The organism is Mesorhizobium sp. B2-4-18, from assembly GCF_006441385.1.
GTDB lineage: Bacteria > Pseudomonadota > Alphaproteobacteria > Rhizobiales > Rhizobiaceae > Mesorhizobium > Mesorhizobium australicum.
The window spans coordinates 407167-424316 of sequence record NZ_VFUW01000004.1; the positions used below are offsets into that span (position 1 = coordinate 407167).

General features: G+C 64.1%; 19 protein-coding genes. 9 read left to right on the plus strand and 10 right to left on the minus strand.

Annotation, left to right across the window (positions count from 1 at the left end; translation table 11 throughout):
- Positions 1–14 precede the first annotated feature (14 nt).
- Both FJ527_RS12660 and FJ527_RS12665 read right to left on the minus strand, forming a co-directional pair.
- Positions 15–1325, minus strand: coding sequence for a hemolysin family protein (locus FJ527_RS12660; RefSeq protein WP_015316146.1), 1311 nt, complete (start codon positions 1323–1325; stop codon positions 15–17).
- Positions 1326–1484: 159 nt separating this feature from the next.
- Entirely contained in the window at positions 1485–2192 is a 708-nt protein-coding gene (locus FJ527_RS12665; protein WP_140721786.1) for an LssY C-terminal domain-containing protein, read from the minus strand.
- 111 nt (positions 2193–2303) lie between these two features.
- Between FJ527_RS12665 and FJ527_RS12670 the strand changes: the two genes are divergently transcribed.
- The gene (locus FJ527_RS12670; RefSeq protein ID WP_015316147.1) at positions 2304–3014 is read left to right on the plus strand and encodes a gamma-glutamylcyclotransferase; all 711 of its coding nucleotides are present in this window, start codon (positions 2304–2306) and stop codon (positions 3012–3014) included.
- Between the two features lie 7 nt (positions 3015–3021).
- Here the strand turns inward: FJ527_RS12670 and FJ527_RS12675 are convergent, their stop codons facing one another.
- From FJ527_RS12675 to FJ527_RS12685, 3 genes are all read right to left on the minus strand, one after another.
- A complete protein-coding gene (locus FJ527_RS12675) occupies positions 3022–3828 on the minus strand; it encodes an extensin family protein (protein ID WP_140823241.1) in 807 nt (268 codons plus the stop codon).
- A gap of 116 nt (positions 3829–3944) precedes the next feature.
- Positions 3945–4985, minus strand: coding sequence for an extensin family protein (locus tag FJ527_RS12680; protein ID WP_181166346.1), 1041 nt, complete (start codon positions 4983–4985; stop codon positions 3945–3947).
- A 200-nt stretch (positions 4986–5185) separates the two neighbouring features.
- Complete coding sequence (locus tag FJ527_RS12685; protein ID WP_140823243.1) at positions 5186–5611, minus strand: DUF3775 domain-containing protein; 426 nt, start codon at positions 5609–5611, stop codon at positions 5186–5188.
- A 142-nt stretch (positions 5612–5753) separates the two neighbouring features.
- Here FJ527_RS12685 and FJ527_RS12690 point away from each other — a divergent pair, with 142 nt between their 5' ends.
- Entirely contained in the window at positions 5754–6290 is a 537-nt protein-coding gene (locus tag FJ527_RS12690) for a tetratricopeptide repeat protein (protein WP_140823244.1), read from the plus strand.
- Between the two features lie 269 nt (positions 6291–6559).
- Positions 6560–7033, plus strand: a complete 474-nt coding sequence (gene greA / locus FJ527_RS12695; protein ID WP_023767588.1) for a transcription elongation factor GreA — start codon at positions 6560–6562, stop codon at positions 7031–7033.
- A 108-nt stretch (positions 7034–7141) separates the two neighbouring features.
- On the opposite strand, the gene waaC is transcribed toward greA, so the two are convergent.
- Genes waaC through rfaD form a run of 3 tightly spaced genes read right to left on the minus strand, consistent with a single transcriptional unit; the run spans position 7142 to position 10049 of the window.
- Positions 7142–8122, minus strand: a complete 981-nt coding sequence (gene waaC / locus FJ527_RS12700; RefSeq protein WP_140823245.1) for a lipopolysaccharide heptosyltransferase I — start codon at positions 8120–8122, stop codon at positions 7142–7144.
- Positions 8119–9126 carry a lipopolysaccharide heptosyltransferase II gene (gene waaF, locus FJ527_RS12705; protein ID WP_140721798.1) on the minus strand — a complete coding sequence of 336 codons (1008 nt, stop codon included), beginning with the start codon at positions 9124–9126 and terminating at the stop codon, positions 8119–8121. The genes waaC and waaF overlap by 4 nt, the downstream gene beginning before the upstream one ends.
- Positions 9099–10049, minus strand: coding sequence for an ADP-glyceromanno-heptose 6-epimerase (gene rfaD / locus FJ527_RS12710; protein ID WP_140823246.1), 951 nt, complete (start codon positions 10047–10049; stop codon positions 9099–9101). The genes waaF and rfaD overlap by 28 nt, the downstream gene beginning before the upstream one ends.
- Before the next feature lie 142 nt (positions 10050–10191).
- Here rfaD and FJ527_RS12715 point away from each other — a divergent pair, with 142 nt between their 5' ends.
- The 5 genes from FJ527_RS12715 (at position 10192) to gmhB (ending at position 14345) form a co-directional block, all read left to right on the plus strand.
- Positions 10192–10428, plus strand: a complete 237-nt coding sequence (locus tag FJ527_RS12715) for a type II toxin-antitoxin system Phd/YefM family antitoxin (RefSeq protein ID WP_015316156.1) — start codon at positions 10192–10194, stop codon at positions 10426–10428.
- Positions 10429–10870: 442 nt separating this feature from the next.
- Positions 10871–11503, plus strand: coding sequence for a LysE family translocator (locus tag FJ527_RS12725; protein ID WP_140823247.1), 633 nt, complete (start codon positions 10871–10873; stop codon positions 11501–11503).
- Between the two features lie 136 nt (positions 11504–11639).
- Complete coding sequence (gene rfaE1 / locus FJ527_RS12730) at positions 11640–13133, plus strand: D-glycero-beta-D-manno-heptose-7-phosphate kinase (RefSeq protein ID WP_140823248.1); 1494 nt, start codon at positions 11640–11642, stop codon at positions 13131–13133.
- A gap of 8 nt (positions 13134–13141) precedes the next feature.
- Positions 13142–13714: an SIS domain-containing protein gene (locus tag FJ527_RS12735; protein WP_140823249.1), complete on the plus strand. Its 573-nt coding sequence runs from the start codon at positions 13142–13144 to the stop codon at positions 13712–13714.
- On the plus strand, positions 13707–14345 hold the full coding sequence (gene gmhB, locus FJ527_RS12740; RefSeq protein WP_140713698.1) for a D-glycero-beta-D-manno-heptose 1,7-bisphosphate 7-phosphatase: 639 nt from the start codon (positions 13707–13709) through the stop codon (positions 14343–14345). Before FJ527_RS12735 ends, gmhB begins: the two co-directional genes overlap by 8 nt.
- A gap of 3 nt (positions 14346–14348) precedes the next feature.
- Here the strand turns inward: gmhB and FJ527_RS12745 are convergent, their stop codons facing one another.
- Positions 14349–15143 (minus strand): glycosyltransferase family 2 protein, encoded by a 795-nt coding sequence (locus FJ527_RS12745; RefSeq protein WP_140823250.1) that lies wholly within the window; start codon positions 15141–15143, stop codon positions 14349–14351.
- Between the two features lie 241 nt (positions 15144–15384).
- A complete protein-coding gene (locus FJ527_RS12750) occupies positions 15385–15864 on the minus strand; it encodes an Lrp/AsnC family transcriptional regulator (RefSeq protein WP_015316163.1) in 480 nt (159 codons plus the stop codon).
- 263 nt (positions 15865–16127) lie between these two features.
- Between FJ527_RS12750 and trxB the strand changes: the two genes are divergently transcribed.
- Entirely contained in the window at positions 16128–17102 is a 975-nt protein-coding gene (trxB, locus tag FJ527_RS12755) for a thioredoxin-disulfide reductase (RefSeq protein WP_127873462.1), read from the plus strand.
- Positions 17103–17150 lie beyond the last annotated feature (48 nt).

A 17150-nucleotide genomic window follows, 5' to 3' on the forward strand; every position in this document is an offset into this window, starting at 1 on the left:
CCAGGCATATGCCGTCAGCGCACCATCTCGCGGTGACCGCTGGGCAGGCGGGTGGCGATCAGCTTATCGATGCGGCGGCCATCGAGGTCGACGACCTCGAAACGCCAGCCCTGCGCGTCGACACATTCGCCGGTCGCCGGCAGATGGTGCATGTGCGACAGCACATAGCCGGCGACGGTCTCGTAGTCGCGGTTCTCCGGCAGGTCGATGCCGAGCACCTCGGCCATCTCGTCGGCCTGCATGTAGCCGGCGAGAAGCCATGAGCCGTCGTCGCGCTGGACAGCGTTTTCTTCCTCGCCGGCCTCGAGATCCGAGCGGAAGACGCCGGTGATGGCTTCTAGGATGTCGGCGGGGGTGACGATGCCTTCGAAGTGGCCGTATTCGTCATGCACCAGCGCCATCGGCACGTCGCTCTCCTTCAGCTTCTGCAACACATCAAGCGCATCGGCCTGATCGTGCACGATCGGTGCCGCGCGCACATATTTGCGCGGGTCGAGCGCGCGGCCGCCGAGCAGTGCGGCCAGCACGTCGCGCGTCTGGATGACGCCGATCATGGCGTCCACCCCGCCGTCGCCGGCGGGCAGGCGCGAATGCTGGGTGTCCATCAGAAGCTTGCGGATCGTGGCGTCATCGGACTGCAGGTTGATCCAGTCGACATCGGTGCGGGGTGACATGACGGCGCGCACGGCGCGGTCGCCAAGCCGCATGACGCCGGCGATCATGCGCCGCTCGTCGGATTCGATAGTGCCGTGATGCTCGGCCTCGGCGACCAGCATCTTGATCTCCTCGTCGGTGACCTTTTCCTCGCTTTCGCCGCGCTGGCCGAGCAGCCAGAGCACGGCACGGCCCGAAATATCGAGCAGGAAGACCAGAGGGGCCGAGATGGTGGCCAGGATGGTCATTGCCGGCGCCGCCCGTGCCGCGACCCGCTCGGGATCGCGCAACGCGATCTGCTTGGGCACGAGTTCGCCGATAATCAGCGAGGCATAGGTGATGATGGCCACGACGATGCCGACGCCGAGCGGGTCTGCTATGTTCTCGCGGATGCCTGCCGTAGCCAGATATTGCGCCAGCCTCTGGCCGAGCGTGGCGCCGGAAAAGGCACCCGAGAGCACGCCGACCAGCGTGATGCCGATCTGCACGGAGGACAGGAATTTGCCGGGATTGGAGCCAAGCGCCAAAGCGCGGCCGGCACCCTTGACGTTGCGGTCGATCATCGCCTTCAGGCGAGCCGGCCGCGATGAGACGATGGCGAGTTCGGACATCGACAGAAGGCCGTTCACGCAGATGAGGACGACCACGGTGGCGATTTCAACGTATAGCATGAGGGCTCAATAGCATTGCCGCACGGCTTTCGAAAATAGTCGGCGGCCATTTTAGAAAGATGACAGCGGATGCGGGTGGATCAGACAGCATCCCAGGGCGGCGCGCCTTCGAGAAGGGGCCGTTCGGCAAGATCGTCATCGCGACGACCTGACCTGCCGTCACGGCAACTGCTTCAGCACGCCGACGACCGCCTTGCCGTCGGTGAAATAAGGGTCGCCGCCGCCATTGCGGCCGCTCCGGGTGGGGCCGATGCCCGCCAGGCCGCTGGTCGAGGCCAACAGGCCGGCGGCATTGAGATCGCCGATCATAAAGTCGCGCTCGGCATCGAGGTCGGGACCGATGTGATGGGTGATGGCGCCCGTGTCATGGCTCAGACCGACGCCGCGATCGAAGCTGGCGGCACCCAGCCAGAGCGGCCTGCCATCGTCGCCAACCATATCCGTTCGCCAAAAACGGACGTGATGGCGCCGGTCGGCACTGTCGCCGACCGGCTTTTCGAAAGCGAGTTCCTGGGCGCGGCCTTCGAACAGCAGACGGCTTATCGGTGCGTCGGGATAGGGGCGGGAAAACAGTACACTTTCGCCGATGTCGATGGCGGTTCTCAAGGTGACGGCGTCGGCGGTGTCCCAGCCGGCGACGGCGAAAGCGTGCACCAGCTCCTTCTCCGTGCCGATCAGGCCGACATTGATGGGGTCGCCGGGAATGCCTTGCGACGTGTGGGTGACCATCTCGAAATGCCGATCGCGAAAGCCGCGATCACGGAATGTCCAGAATTCCGGCGCCGCGACATAGGCGAGCGCCAGATAGCCGCCCAGCACGGCCACTACCCAGATCGCAATGCGTCGCTGGAGGCTTCGTTGGCTCATAAAGGCGGCTCGATCCGAGCGCTATCTGTTGCCTGACGGTTCCCTGGAAATCAATGGCCAGAGATGAGCAGACGGTTTATCGTAAGCCATCATTTTTTCGTGGGGGCGGGAATGAAACGGAAGCCGACGGGCCCGAGAACGATGGCGTTGACCGCGGATCTTGTCGCCCGGGTCGAGCGCGTCGAACTGGATCCCGGGCCTGAGCCTGGAACGGCCGAGCACACCAACGCGGAGTTCGATGAGTTGGTCGCTCGACTGCTCGCCGAATATCGGCCCGAAATGCTGTGGGTCTTCGCCTATGGTTCGTTGATCTGGAATCCCGAATTCGTTCCTGTCGAGCAGCGCCCGGCGACGGCGCCTGGATGGCACCGTTCGTTCTGCCTGAAGCTGACGCGTTGGCGGGGCACGCGCGAATTGCCTGCCCTGATGCTGGCGCTGGACCGCGGCGGCAGCTGCAACGGGATCGTCTACCGGCTTCCCGATGAAGATCATTTCGGGCAGCTCGGCCAGCTGATGCGCCGGGAAATCGATGCCAACCCACCAACCAACGTGCCCTGCTGGATCAAGGTCAAGACCAAGGAGGGTCCGCTGCGCGCTCTGGCTTTCGTCGCCGCGCCGGGTGGCAAGGCCTATGCCGGACGGTTGCCGTTGGAGCAGGTTGCGGACACGCTGGCGCGAGCCGCCGGACACTGGGGGTCGTCGGCGCAGTATCTGTTCCGGACCGTCAGCAAGCTGGAAGAAAGCGGTATTCGGGATAAGAATCTCTGGCGCATCCAGGATCTCGTGGCTCGGCAAATTATCGCGTCCACCGGTGACGCATGATCTTTTCCTACCGGCAGGCGCGGTAACCGTTCCTGCGGTTCTTGATGTCGAAATGGAAATGGTTGCGGTGGTCGTAATTGTAGCCGGGGCCGAGCACGGTGGTGAAATACTGGCAGCCGTCGGCGCGCACATTGTTGAGGAAGCCGCGGGTGCGGAAGGCGAACAGGCCGGGTTTGCGCACGTCGATGTCGTCGCCATTGTTGAGTTCGATGCTCATGACATCGAGCGCGTTGCCCTTGCCGTGCTCCGACAGCACGCCTTCGCCGGCAATGTTGCGGCAGGAGTAGCTTGAGCCCTGGTGGATGGTCCTGACGCCGGAGAAATAGCGCCAGCGGGCGGAGGGAACGAGTTCGTTCTTGGTCCAGGCGGCGAAGGTAGCCGCCATGTCGCAGGTCAGGGTCGCGGCGGGTTTCATCTCGATGCTGCCGATAGCCGTGACCTTGACCGGATAGTCGATGCCGCACTGGCCTTCATGGATCGGCGCCAGGTCGGTGTAGGCGACATCGAGGCGCTTCAGCTGCTGGCGGCAATCGGTTTCGCTGGCTGGAATCTGCTCCACCGGCGACATCGGCTCGTCCATGCGCGGATAGGCGGCCTGAGTCATGTAGGGATTGGACGGAACAAGCTTCTGCATGCCCTGATATTGCGGCACGGCCGCGGTCTGCGAGCCGACATCGACGGCAGGCTGCAGCGACAGCACGCTGCCGGTGTTGCAGGCGGAAACCGTGGCCAATGCAAGACCGGCGGCCATAAGCGCCGCAGGTTTCAATTGGTGCGCGGTGGCGAGGAAAACGGCGCGAAATTTGCCGGCCATTGGCGGAATCCTACTTCTGGATATCCGGCATTTTAACGATCAAGGGTAAAGGAAAACTCAGCGTCCGCGTTCATGCCTGCGGCGGAATTGCGGCGGCGATCCTGCGTCAACCGCGTTTATTGGCAGAACGTGCCGCCATGCCGCCGGGGCTCAAGGTCGAGATGGAAGTGCAGCGCGTGGTCGGCGTCGGCGCCTGGGCCGAGCACGGTCTTGAACGGGCCGCAGGCGGCCTTGCGCACGGCGTCGAGGAATTTGCCGTCTTTTTCCGGCGGCGCCGGCCCGACCTCGATCGTCCTGCCATCGGACAGCGTAAAGCTGGCAGTGTCGAGCGCGTTGCCGAAAGCATGTTCCGACAGTTTGCGTGTGCCATTGCGCGGCCGGCAGACGAAGGCCGACGCCTGGCCGATCGATTTCAGGTCAGCGCCGAATTCGGCTTTAGCCGCCGGCTGGATGACGTCGGCGGCAAAACGCGCCGCCGCCTCGGCCATCGGGCAGTTGAGCTCGGTGCCCGGAGCAATCGCGATCGATTTGCCAAGCGACTTCAGCACGATGGGGTAGGGGATCGAGCAGCCGATTTCGGGGTTGCTTTCGGCCTTGTGCTCCTCGAATTCGACCCCGAGTGTCTTCAGGCGCTCGCGGCAGGCGACTTCCTCAGCCGGCATCTTGTCGGCGGGAAGATCGGCCGAGCGTGGATCGGGCAGCATCTTCTCCTCGTCACCTGCTTCCGCCGGCTTTGGCGTTGGCTGCGGGGCGACGGCCGGCGGTTGAGATTCGGGCGTCGTGGTGGCGGGCTTTGGCGTCGGCGTCGGCGCCACGGCAGGCGGCTCCGGCTCGCGTTCGGTTTCTGGTGGTTCCGGTGGTTTCGGGCTTTTTTGACGGGACTCTTCGTCGCTGGGTAGATCGGGGTCCTTGGGCGGGTTGGGCGCCGCGCCGCTCTTTGGATTTTCAGCGTTCTGATCTTGCGACTTTGGGGTGTCCACTTTCTGAGTGTCCACCGGGCGTGGCTCGGGCACCGGAACATCGGCAGACGGCCGAGCATCCTGCGTTGCCGGCGGTGCCGGATTGGGCGCGAGATGCTGCCTGGTTCGCGCTCTCGACTGCCGCTTGCCGCGCGGTTTCAGCGGCTGATCGGCCCGCTGTGTCAGCGGCTGCTCCACGCGCGGGCTCAGCGGCCCATGGTGTTTGTGACGATGTCTGGCGTCGGCCGGCATGACCAGCAGAGCCGTGACGGCCAAGGCCAATGCAATCCTGTACCCTCGAGAAAAGCTCAGCTTTGCCATCATCCACAAAACGGCACCGGTCGGCTGAAGTTGCCTGGACAGGCGCTTAGACCCGATCACAATCGGTTACCTCCGCGTTACGCGCCGATCGCTTCCAGTCCCTCTTCCAGCCAGTCGGCGAGCAGCGGCATGCCGAGCAGGTATTTTGCCGTGCGCTTGTTGGCGCGCTCCCGTGCCGCGGTTACGGCGTCAGCCCATTCCGAGGGGTCGTAGTCGCCGCGGCCGACCCAGGCCAGCGCGATCAGCTCGGCGGCCTCGTCGATATTGAGGTCGTTGATCAGCTCGCGCAGCTCTTCCCCGGTGAGGTTTTCCGAGCTCTCCTCGGCAAGGCCGTCATGGTGGTGGTTGTCATGCGTGTCACCGTCGAACTCGACCTCGTGTTCGGCGCCGTCAGCATAGTCCTCGTTGACGGCCGCGCTCAGCGCCTTGGCCTTGAGGATGAACAGCCGCACGGTATCGGGGCCGATCGTGAGATCCCAGTCCTTTTCCAGCCGTCGCTGCACGGGCCCTCTCCGTCAGTCGTTTGCCGGATGATACCGGATTTGCGGCATCCGTCACCTCATGTTCTCCAGGCGATCTTTTTCCGGGATGAAACGCGGACCGCTCGGCGTTAGTGTTGCATTGTCACACCCTCAGGAGGTTTCCATGCATAAAAGAGTGCTGATCCAGGCGGCGAGCGCGCTTATCGCTCTGCAGTTCCTTGCCGTTCCGGCGTTTGCCGCCGGCAGCAGTGGTGGTAGCGACCAGACTGTCACCCAGTGCAAGAAAGGCGAGGTCTGGGACAAGAAGAAGCAGAAATGCGTACCGCCGAAGGAAGGCATGCTGGACGACGACAGCATCTACGATGCGGGCCATGCGCTGGCGATGGCCGGCCGCTATGACGAGGCGATCGCCGTGCTCAGCCTCGCCGCCAACAAACAGGATCCGCGCATCCTCAACTATCTCGGCTACTCGCACCGCCATTCCGGCCGCGTCACCGTCGGGCTCGGCTACTACGAGGAAGCGCTGCGCATCGATCCCGATTACACGCTGGTACGCGAATATCTCGGCGAGGCGCATCTGCAGATCGGCGATCTGGCCGGCGCCCAGCAGCAGCTGATGGAAATCGAAAAACGCACCGGCAAGGGTTCGCGCGAATACGGCATGCTGTCCGAGCAGATCGACCATTTCATGAGGAGCTGATCGGGCCCTTATGATTTCTCAAAGCGGCCGCGAGCGATCGCGGCCGTTTTTGTTCGGCTCCGTCCCACGGCCAGCCCTGCTACAAAAGAAGGGATGATTTTTACAAAACCGATTTTTGGGCGTGAAAAGCCCGCAAAGATTGCTATATTCAGGGAAATTGCGGTGAAACGGTTCCGTTAGCCCGAGGCTGCCGGACCGTTTTCTTTTTGTACCCCAACGACAAGGCTTCCCCCGAAATGCGGGGGCGGCGGCAGGAAAGGTCAGGCACTATGAACAAGGTCCCGATGACAGGCGAGGGGTTCGCGTCATTGAAGGAAGAACTGCGTTGGCGCCAGCAGGAAGAGCGGCCTCGCATCATCGAGGCGATCTCCGAGGCGCGCTCGCATGGCGACCTGTCCGAAAATGCCGAATACCATGCCGCCAAAGAGGCGCAGAGCCTCAATGAAGGCCGCGTCAACGAGCTCGAGGATTATATCGCGCGCGCCGAGGTGATCGACGTGACCAAGCTTAGCGGCGAAAAGGTCAAGTTCGGCGCCACCGTGGTGCTGGTCGACGAGGACACCGAGGAGAAGAAGACCTACCAGATCGTCGGCGACCAGGAAGCCGACGTGAAGTCCGGCCGCATCTCGATCTCCTCGCCGATCGCGCGCGCGCTCATCGGCAAGGAAGTCGGCGACGCCATCGAGGTGAATGCGCCGGGCGGCGCCAGGGGTTACGAGATCGTCCAGGTGCAGTTCATCTGAGGGCGTCGGCTGGGCGCTGACAGGTTCTATTCGCGCGAGGTTGGCGCCGCCCCTGCCGGCAGGCAGATAAGGGGCAGCGCCGACCCTGCCAATCGTTCGATCGAAAATTCAGTCTTTCCCGGTAGTTGTCCGCCTAAGCTCTAGAAGTCGTTCCGCTTCCGCCATCACGTCCGAGGGCGTCACGCGCCTGCCACCAGGCGCCAGCAGCGTCGACGCATACGGCCCGCGCGGTCCGGTCAAACCCGGCTCCGTCGCCAGGAACACGGCGACCGTCGGCAGGCCGAAGGCGCTGGCGAGATGGGTCAGCCCGGTATCGGCGCCGATGACGAGGGTCGAGCGACCGAGGATGGCGGCGATGTCGGCCAGCGGCGACTTTGGCAACACGACCTTAGATGGCACGGCCTTGGCGATCGCTTCGGCCACCGCCTTCTCCCGTTCGTTCGACCAGGTTGTGACCGGAATCATGCCACGCTCGACCAGCAGGCGGGCGGTTTCGATCCAGTCCTCGACCGGCCATTTCTTGTCCTCGCGGCTGGTGCCGTGCAGCAGGAACGCGGTCCTGCCGTCGACGCCGGCGATCATGCCCGTCGGCGCCACGATGCCGGAGTCGAGCGTCAAAAGGTCCGGCCGATAGCCGAGCGCCAGCCCGAACAGCCGCCGTGTCCGCTCGATGGCGTGCAGGTCGCGCGGCACCGCATAGGTGACATCATAGAACAGCGTCGCCGAGGGCTCGCGCACGCTCGACCGGTCGAAGCCGGCGATCGGCGCGCGCGCCTGGCGTGCCACCAGGGCCGACTTCAGCAGGCCTTGCGCATCGATGACGAGGTCGTAGCGGCATTCGCGCAAGGTTCGGCGCAAGGCCGCCGCCTCGCGCCAGGTGTTCGCGTCGAAGAGGTTCTTTCGCCAGCGCCTTATCGCCACAGTGTGGATGGTGCCGATAGCCGGATGCAGCGCGAGGATGCCGGCAAACGCCTCCTCCACGCACCAGTCGAAAGCGATATCGGGCCGTGCGCGGCAGGCATCCTGAAGTGCCGGAAAAGTGTGGATGACATCGCCCATCGACGAAGTCTTGACGATCAGTACCTTCATGCCGCGGCCGACACTTCCAGCAGGCGGTCCGCTGCCGCGGCGACCTGCGCGACTTCCAATGTCTTCAGACAGTTGAGATGACCGAGCGGACAGATTTTCCGGTGGCAGGGCGAGCAGGACAGGCCGAGCCAGACCAGTTCGCGACGCTCCGCCAGCGGCGGCGTGTTTTCAGGCGAGGTCGAGCCATAGACGGCCACGATGGATGTACCGACGGCGGCCGCGACATGCATCAGCCCGCTGTCGTTGGAGACCGCGAGCCTTGCCGCCGCGATCAGGTCGATGGCGTCCTCCAGCCGCGTCTGGCCGGCGAGGTCGACGACGCCGGGGGCAAGGGCTGCGATCTCCGCCGTAACGTCGCGGTCGTTCTTCGAACCAAACAGCGCGACCTCCAGGCCCTTGGCCATGAATTCGCGGGCAAGGCCGGCATAGCTCTCGCTTGGCCAGCGCTTGGCCGGGCCGAACTCGGCCCCGGGCATCAGGGCTACGAATTTCCGTGGCGCCAGGCCGAAACGATCGAGCAGGGCGGCCTGGTTTTTCACGTCCACGGTCAGCCGGGGCGCGCGGAAGTTGCCACCCTGGGCGAGGCCGAAATAGGCCTGCGCGGTGCGTCGTTTCACGGCATCGGGCAGCGGCACGATGTCGGTCAAGAGGCCGTAGCGCATTTCACGCAGATGGCCAAAACGGCGCGGGATGCGGGCAAAGAACGGGATCAGCGCCGACTTCCAGCTGCCCGGCAGGACATAGGCCATGTCGTAGCGGCCGCGCAGCAGACGGCCGAAACGGCGGCGATGGCTGAATTCCAGCGCACCCGGCTTCAGCGGAAAGTCGATCTGCTGTCGGATTTCGGGCATGCGCTTGACCAGAGGTGCCGCCCAGGCGGGCGCCAGCACATCGATCGCGGCATCGGGATGGAGTTCCTTCAGCGCCGAGAACAGGCACTGCGCCATCACCATATCGCCCACCCAGCGTGGGCCGATCACGAGGATCGTTGGGCTTTCAGCCATTCGACATAGTCTCTGACGCCGGTTTCTACAGTGCGGAATTGCCCGTTATAGCCGGCCGCGCGCAAGCGGGACATATCAGCCTGGGTAAAACTCTGGTAGCTGCCCTTGAGGTGGTCGGGGAAGGGGATGAACTCGATCTCGCCCTTGCCCAGCGTGTCGATGACCGTTTCGGCGATCGCACGGAACGGCTGCGCGCGGCCGGTGCCGCAGTTGAAGATGCCGCTGGCGCCGCGCTTCCACAGCCACAAATTGACGTCGGCGACATCGCCGACATGGATGAAGTCGCGGCTCTGTTCGCCCGGCCCGAAGCCATCGTAAGCGCCGAACAGCTTTGGATTCTCGCCGCGCTCGACCTGGTTGAACAGATGGAAGGCGACCGAGGCCATGGCCCCTTTATGCGCCTCGCGCGGGCCATAGACATTGAAGTAGCGCAAGCCGGCGACCTGCGAATGATCGCTGTCGAAGACCGTGCGCCTGACATAATCGTCGAAGAGTTTCTTGGAATAGGCATAGACGTTGAGCGGCCGCTCCAGCGCCGGCTCCTCGCGAAATTCGGCGCCGCCGCCATAGACCGAAGCGGAGGAGGCGTAGAGGAAGGGCACGCGCAGCGCCTGGCAGGCATGCAGCAGCCGTTTCGAATAGGCGTAATTCACCTCCATCATGAACTTGCCGTTCCACTCGGTGGTGGTCGAGCAGGCCCCCTGATGGAAGACGGCCTCGACACGGCCAAGCGAGCCGGCCTCCATGCGCGACAGGAAATCGTCCTTGTCGAGATAGTCGGCGATGCCGAGGTCGGCCAAGTTGGCGATCTTGTGGCCGTCGGTGAGGTCGTCGACGACCAGGATGTCGTCATGGCCTTCCGCATTGAGCGCGGCGACGATGTTGGAGCCGATCATGCCGGCGCCGCCCGTGACGATGATCATGAAGGCCTCTGGTTGCGTGCGATTCCGGTCCTTATAAGGGAGGCTGGCCGGGCTGTCGACAAAGCAGGCGGCCGCTCGCGGCTCGGCCGCTCAGGCTTGTCTGTTTTGTCCATTTTGTCTATTGTAGGCAAACGGAGTTCCAATGAAACACTATCCATCCACTGATCTGAAACAGAATCTCGGCGATGTGCTCGCGGCTGCCAGCCAGCAGCCGGTCTCCATCACTCGTCACAACAAGCCGAGATACGTCCTGATGAGCATCGAGGCCTACGAAGCGCGCTTCGGCAACGATAGCCGTCGCGTCTACGCGGCCGAGGATGCACCGCTGCAACATGTCGAGATGCTGGAGGAGTACGCCGCGGAATTGGACCGTGATTAAACCAGTGGCCGCGGACGTCTGGCGATATCCATATCTGTGGCATCGCCAAGATGGAGACGGCGAGACCGAAGGCCGCAAGGCGAGGCCTGTTGCCTTCGTCGCCGTTCTTCCCGGAAAGCCGGAGGCACGAACCTTTTCATCCTTGCAATCACTTCCACCCAGCCGGGCCGTGATCGCGTCGCAGTTGGCGTTCCGGAAATTGAACGCGCCGCGCCGGCCTTGACCCAATCCCGCTTTGGGTCATAGTCGACGAGTACACGATATTCTGGAATCGTCGGCTTATTTCGAACCGGGTGCACGTATCGGCGCATTCAGTCCGTCATTCCACAAAAAAGTCATGTCGGCTTTCATGGCAACTGTTCGCGCAGGCCGATCCAAAGCCATCCCACGGGCTGACTGAAAGGCCTGCAATCGGACAGGGCAGGATCATGAGGGACAAGAAATGCCGCCGACCGAACTGCTGATCGCGTTTTTCGCCACCACGGCGATCTTCGCCTACATTCCGGGCCCCGCCATGCTTTATGCCGCCGCGCAGACGATGGCGCGGGGGCGCTGGTCGGGGCTGACGGCGGCACTCGGCATTCATCTCGGCGGCTATGTCCATGTCTTTGCCGCCGCAGCCGGCTTGTCAGTGCTGTTCCACGCCGTGCCGCCGCTCTACATGGCCGTCAAGCTGGTCGGCGCGCTGTACCTGATCTGGTTGGGTATCTCGCTGTTTCGCAAGCGCGTGGAGGGCGACGTGGCGCTGCCGGCAATCACCCGCAAATCGGCCCGCCGGGCGTTTTTCGAGAGCATCACCGTCGAGGTGCTCAATCCCAAGACCGCGATCTTCTTCATGGCGTTCCTGCCGCAGTTCATCGATGCCTCGGCGGGGTTGCCGGTCTGGGTGCAATTCGTGGTGCTGGGCACCATCGTCAACCTGATGTTCTCGTCGGCAGATGTCGTGTGCGTGTTCCTGGCCGGTCTCGTGATCGGCCGGCTGCGGCGTTCGAGCCGTGCGCAGCGGCTGATGCAGAAGGCCGGCGGCGCGGTGCTGGTCGGGCTGGGCGTCCACGTCGCCTTGCAGAAGGCCTGACCTGTCCGGGTTTGCCTCCGCCCCGGCGTTGCGCTGGTGCCCAATTGCGGTATATCGGCAGGCATGACCGGCCGGCCTCGCAAATCTGGTGTTTCGACCTATCTGAGATCGGCGTTTCCCGCGCGTGGCAGATGACATGATCAAGCACAATCCACCTTCACCCGAGCCCCTGCACCGCGCCATTGCGCGCTTCGGCGACGTCGCCGTGCTGGTGGTCGGCGATATCATCCTCGACCGCTTCGTCAATGGCGTCATCGAGCGGATCTCGCCGGAGGCGCCGATCCCGGTGCTGCATGGGCGTGGCGTAAGCTCGGCCATGGGCGGCGCCGGCAACGTCGTGGCCAACATCGTCTCGCTTGGCGCGCGCGCCATTCCGGTCTCGGTGATCGGCACCGATCCCGCCGGTGACAGTCTGGTGCGGATGCTGGGCGAGCTTGGCGCCGAGACAGTGGGCCTTTCACAGCATCGCGGCCGCATGACCTCGTCAAAGAGCCGCTTCAGCGCGCTCAACCAGCAGGTGCTGCGTTTCGACGAGGAAGAGATCAAGCCGCTCGGCGAAGCGGAACGGGCGGAGCTGATCCGCCGTTTCCGGAACGCATTGCAGCAGGCCGACATCGTTATCCTGTCCGACTACGGCAAGGGCATATTGCTGGACGGCGTCGCCGCCGAATTGATCGCCATCTGCCGCGAGGCGGGCAAGCCGGTGCTGGTCGACCCGAAGGGCCGCGACTACGCGCGCTACGCCGGGGCGACCGCCGTCACCCCCAACCGCAAGGAGCTTGGCGAGGCCGTCGGCCATGCGGTGTTCGCCGATGACGAGATCGTTGCGGCGGCACGGGAACTGATTGCGGCGCACGGCTTCGACTTCGTCGTCGCCACGCGCAGCGAGAAGGGCATGAGCGTGGTCGGTCCCGACGAGGCGAGCCACATCGCCACCCAGGCGCGCGAGGTGTTCGATGTCTCGGGCGCCGGCGATACGGTGATCGCGACCTTCGCGCTGGCACTTGCCGCCGGTGCCGATCCTGTCGCCGCTGCCTCCATCGCCAACGCCGCCGGCGGCGTCGTGGTCGGAAAACGCGGCACCGCCCGGCTGAGCGTCGAGGAACTCACCGGCGCGCTGTTCCGCTCGCACGGACCGACCGCGCACAAGGACGCTATCCTGGACGCCACTTCTGCCGCGCGCATGGTGGCGGGATGGAAGGCGGAGGGCCTGAGCGTCGGCTTCACCAATGGCTGCTTCGATATCCTGCATGCCGGCCATGTCAGCCTGCTGCACGCAGCGCGCAGCCAGTGCGACCGGCTGGTGCTCGGGCTCAACAGCGATGCCTCGGTGCGGCGGCTGAAAGGGCCGGGCCGCCCGGTCAACGACCAGCATGACCGCGCCTGCGTGCTTGCCGCGCTCGCTTCGGTCGATGCCGTCATTGTCTTCGATGAGGATACGCCGCTGGCTCTGATCGAGGCGCTTCTGCCCGACATACTGGTCAAGGGCGCGGACTACACGATCGACACCGTGGTCGGCGCCGATGTGGTGCAAAAGGCGGGCGGGCGCGTCGTGCTGGTCGATCTCGTCGCCGGCAAGAGCACCACTGGCACCATCGGCAAACTGCGCGCCGGCGGCGCCACCAACTGAGGGAATTCATGTCCGAATTGAACGACTATCTGGTCCGCTCGGCGGCCGCCATCACTGCCACGGTCGAGCGAGATCTGACCGGCGAGATGGACCGTGCGGTGAATGCTGTCGTGGCGGCGCTTTCCCAGGGAAAGGCCCTGCTGGTCTGCGGCAATGGCGGCTCGGCCAGCGACGCCATCCATATCGCCACCGAACTGGTCGGCCGCTTCCTGAAGGAACGCAAGGCCTACAATGTGATCGCGCTGCCGGCCAACGCCGGGATGCTGACCGCCTGGGGCAATGATTACGGCTTCGACACGGTGTTTTCGCGCCAGGTCGAAGCGCATGGCGCCGCGGGCGGCGTGCTTTTGGCGATCTCGACCAGCGGCAATTCGCCGAGCATTCTCGCCGCGGCCGAACAGGCGCGCATGATGGACATGACGGTGATCAGCCTGACCGGCGATGCCGGCGGCAAGCTCAAGCCGCTCACCGACATCCTGCTCAACGTCCCCTCGACCTCGACGCCGATCATCCAGCAGGGGCATCTGTGCCTCTATCACTATCTGTGCGAGGCGGTCGAAGCGCGCCTGTCGAATGGCTGACGAGACAGCGCCGTTTCCGCTGGCCGAGCCGGGCTTGTGGGTGGAGCAGGTCGGCGGGCGGGTTTTTCCCGCACGCTCGCCGGCGCTGTTCCTGGACCGTGACGGCACCATCAATGTCGACACCGACTATCCCAGCGACCCGGACGAGATAGAACTCAGGCCGCAGATGCTGCCGGCGATCGCCGCCGCCAACCGGATCGGCATTCCGGTGGTCGTGGTCACCAATCAGTCCGGCATCGCGCGCGGCTATTTCGACTGGGGCGTCTTTGCCGCGGTAAACGACCGCGTGCTCCATTTGCTGGACAGGCAGGGCGCGTTCGTCGACATGGTGCTGGCCTGCGCCTATCACGAGGCGGGCGTCGGGCCGCTCGCCATAACGGACCATCCGATGCGCAAGCCCAATCCGGGCATGCTGATCGAGGCGGGCAGGCGCCTTGATCTTGACCTCCAGCGCTCCCTGATGGTCGGCGACAAGCTGGCCGACATGCAGGCGGCCCAACGCGCAGGGCTGGCACAGGGCTGGCTGGTCGACGGTGAGGCGGCGCTTCAGCCTGGCTTCGCCATCAGGCGCTTGCATGACGACCACGATCTCGGCGGCCTGCTCGCCGCCATCGACGCGCTCGGATCGTAGGGCCTACGCCTGGTCGTTTTGCTGCGAGGCTTCGTAGAGCTTGGCTTCGGTGGCGAAGGAATAGATCATCACAGACATCGAGTAGACGAAGCCGTGCCGGCCGCACAGGAAGTAGCGCTTGGCCAGGTAGAATTTGAGGAAGTTGCCGAACGGCGACAGCACCAGCCGCACCAGGCCGGGCTTCTTGCCTCTCTCGACCAGCGTCACCGCCTTGAGGCTGGAATAGGTGTTGGCTCGGGCAAGATCCTCCTCGACCGATATTTCACGGCGATGCAGCAAGAGACCCTCTTCGATCGTGTCGGTCTCGCCCGGCACGTGAACGGATTCATGCACCCGTGCCGTTAGATCCATGCTGGCGCCTTCCCTGCGGAAAAGCCTGAGCAGCCTGTTGTGCAGCACCCAGCGATGGGCATAACCGTAGCCCTTCAGCCAGTCGCGGCGGCGCATGTACCATCCGCTGGCCTTGCCGCCGGCCGCCTGGGTGATGGCCACGATCGACTGCCGCAATCGGTCGTCGACGCGCTCGTCCGGGTCGATCGAAAGGCACCAAGGCTGGTTGGCGTGGTCGAGCGCGAATTGCCGCTGGCGGGGGAAGCCCGGCCAGTCATTGTGCAGCAGCGTTATCGGATAGCCCTTGGCGATATAACTTTCAACGCATTCGACGGTGCCGTCCGTCGAGCCGGAATCGACGATGATGATCTCGGCACAGAAATCGATGCTTTCCAGGCACGGGCCGATCATATCGGCCTCGTTCACGCAGATGATCAGCGCCGAGACCGGGCTTGCAAAACGGGTCATGGTCCCCTTCCCATGGCGGATTCTTCCCGGAATATACGCTGCTGGCGCCATCTGTTCTCAAGCAATTCCGGGCGGAAAACCGTTACACATGCTGGAATGCTCGGGAAACCAATGAAGCGTCAGTCGAGCGGCGAATCCGGCAGAGCCGTCCAGCCTTGTACATCAGCGTCTTTCGAATACCAACGCGGCACCTGTATGGCGAATGTCGGGAATTCGGCCATCGCGCAGGCGTTCGCCCGGCTCAGGATCGCTCGAACGACACCAGGCCCTCATCCTTGACGCGGCGGATGGTGAGCGCGGTGCGGACCGTGTCGACGTTCGGCGTCGAGGTCAGTTCCTCGATGACGAAGGTCTGGAAGGCGCCGAGGTCGCTCGCCACGCAATGCAGCAGAAAGTCGGATTCGCCCGATACCATCCAGGCATCGCGCACGACCGGCCAACCGCGCGTACGCTCGGCGAAGATGCGCAGTTCGGCATCGGCCTGGTGATGCAGCCCGACCAGGCAGAAGGCAACGACATCGAGGCCCAGCGCCGGGGCGTTGAGCAGCGCGCGGTAGCCGCGGATGATGCCGGCTTCTTCCAGCCGCTTGACCCGGCGCAGGCAGGGCGGTGCCGAAATGCCGACGCGGTTCGAGAGCTCGACATTGGTCATGCGCCCATCCGACTGAAGCTCGCGCAGGATCTTCCAGTCGATGGCGTCAAGATCGGCCTTGAGGGGCATCAGGGTTCTCGATGATCAGTGTGGCGCAAGAATCTTTCGCTATTTTGTAATTAAACGACTTTTGCGTCGAAGCCAGCCCTCGTCGACGCGATTGTGGACAGGTAACGAAAGCGGCCATCGCGCGAATGTCCATAGGGGCCGAAGCTTTCCGGGGACGACGGTCCGTTCGTCTTGCTGGCGTGGTTTGCAGCCCTTACATTAAGAGCGATACTCCACGTCTTTTTCCAAGGCACACTCGCTGTCCGCCCCCGCAGAGGCTCCAAATGACCACCAAGCACGCGCCCGTTCTCATCATCGGTTCCGGTCCGGCCGGCTATACGGCGGCGGTCTATGCCGCGCGGGCCATGCTGAAGCCGATGCTGGTCGCCGGTCTGCAGCAGGGCGGCCAATTGATGATCACCACGGATGTCGAGAACTACCCCGGCTTCGCCGATCCGATCCAGGGACCGTGGCTGATGGAGCAGATGCTCAAGCAGGCCGAGCATGTCGGCACCGACATCATCAACGACATCATCACCGAGGTTGACCTCAACGTGCGGCCGTTCCGCGCCAAGGGCGATTCCGGCACGACCTACACGGCCGATGCGCTGATCATCGCCACCGGCGCGCAAGCCAAGTGGCTGGGCATTCCGACCGAGCAGGACTTCATGGGCTTCGGCGTTTCCGCCTGCGCCACTTGCGACGGCTTCTTCTATCGCGGCAAGGATGTCGCGGTGGTCGGCGGCGGCAATTCGGCGGTGGAGGAGGCGCTCTATCTGTCCAACCTCGCCAAGAGCGTCACCGTCATCCACAGGCGCTCGGATTTCCGTGCCGAACGCATCCTGCGCGAACGGTTGTTGAAAAAGGACAATGTCCGCGTCATCTGGGACACGATCGTCGATGAGATCACCGGCCGCCCCGGCAAGGCACCGCTGCCGCCTTCGGTCGAAGGGCTGAAGCTCAGGCATGCCGTGACCGGAGCCGAGAGCCACCTCAAGATCGACGGTGTCTTCGTGGCCATCGGCCATGCGCCCGCGGTCGAGCTGTTCGCGGGCAAGCTGAAGCAGAAGCCGAACGGCTATCTGTGGACAGCGCCGGATTCGACGCGCACCGACGTGCCCGGCGTGTTCGCCGCTGGCGACGTGACCGACGATATCTATCGGCAGGCCGTGACAGCGGCGGGGCTGGGCTGCATGGCCGCGCTCGAAGCGGAAAAGTATCTGGCCGGCATCGAGGTGCATCGCGAAGCAGCGGAATAGGGGCCGCCGCAGACTGTATAAAACGGCTTAGAAACGCCGTGTAAAAGC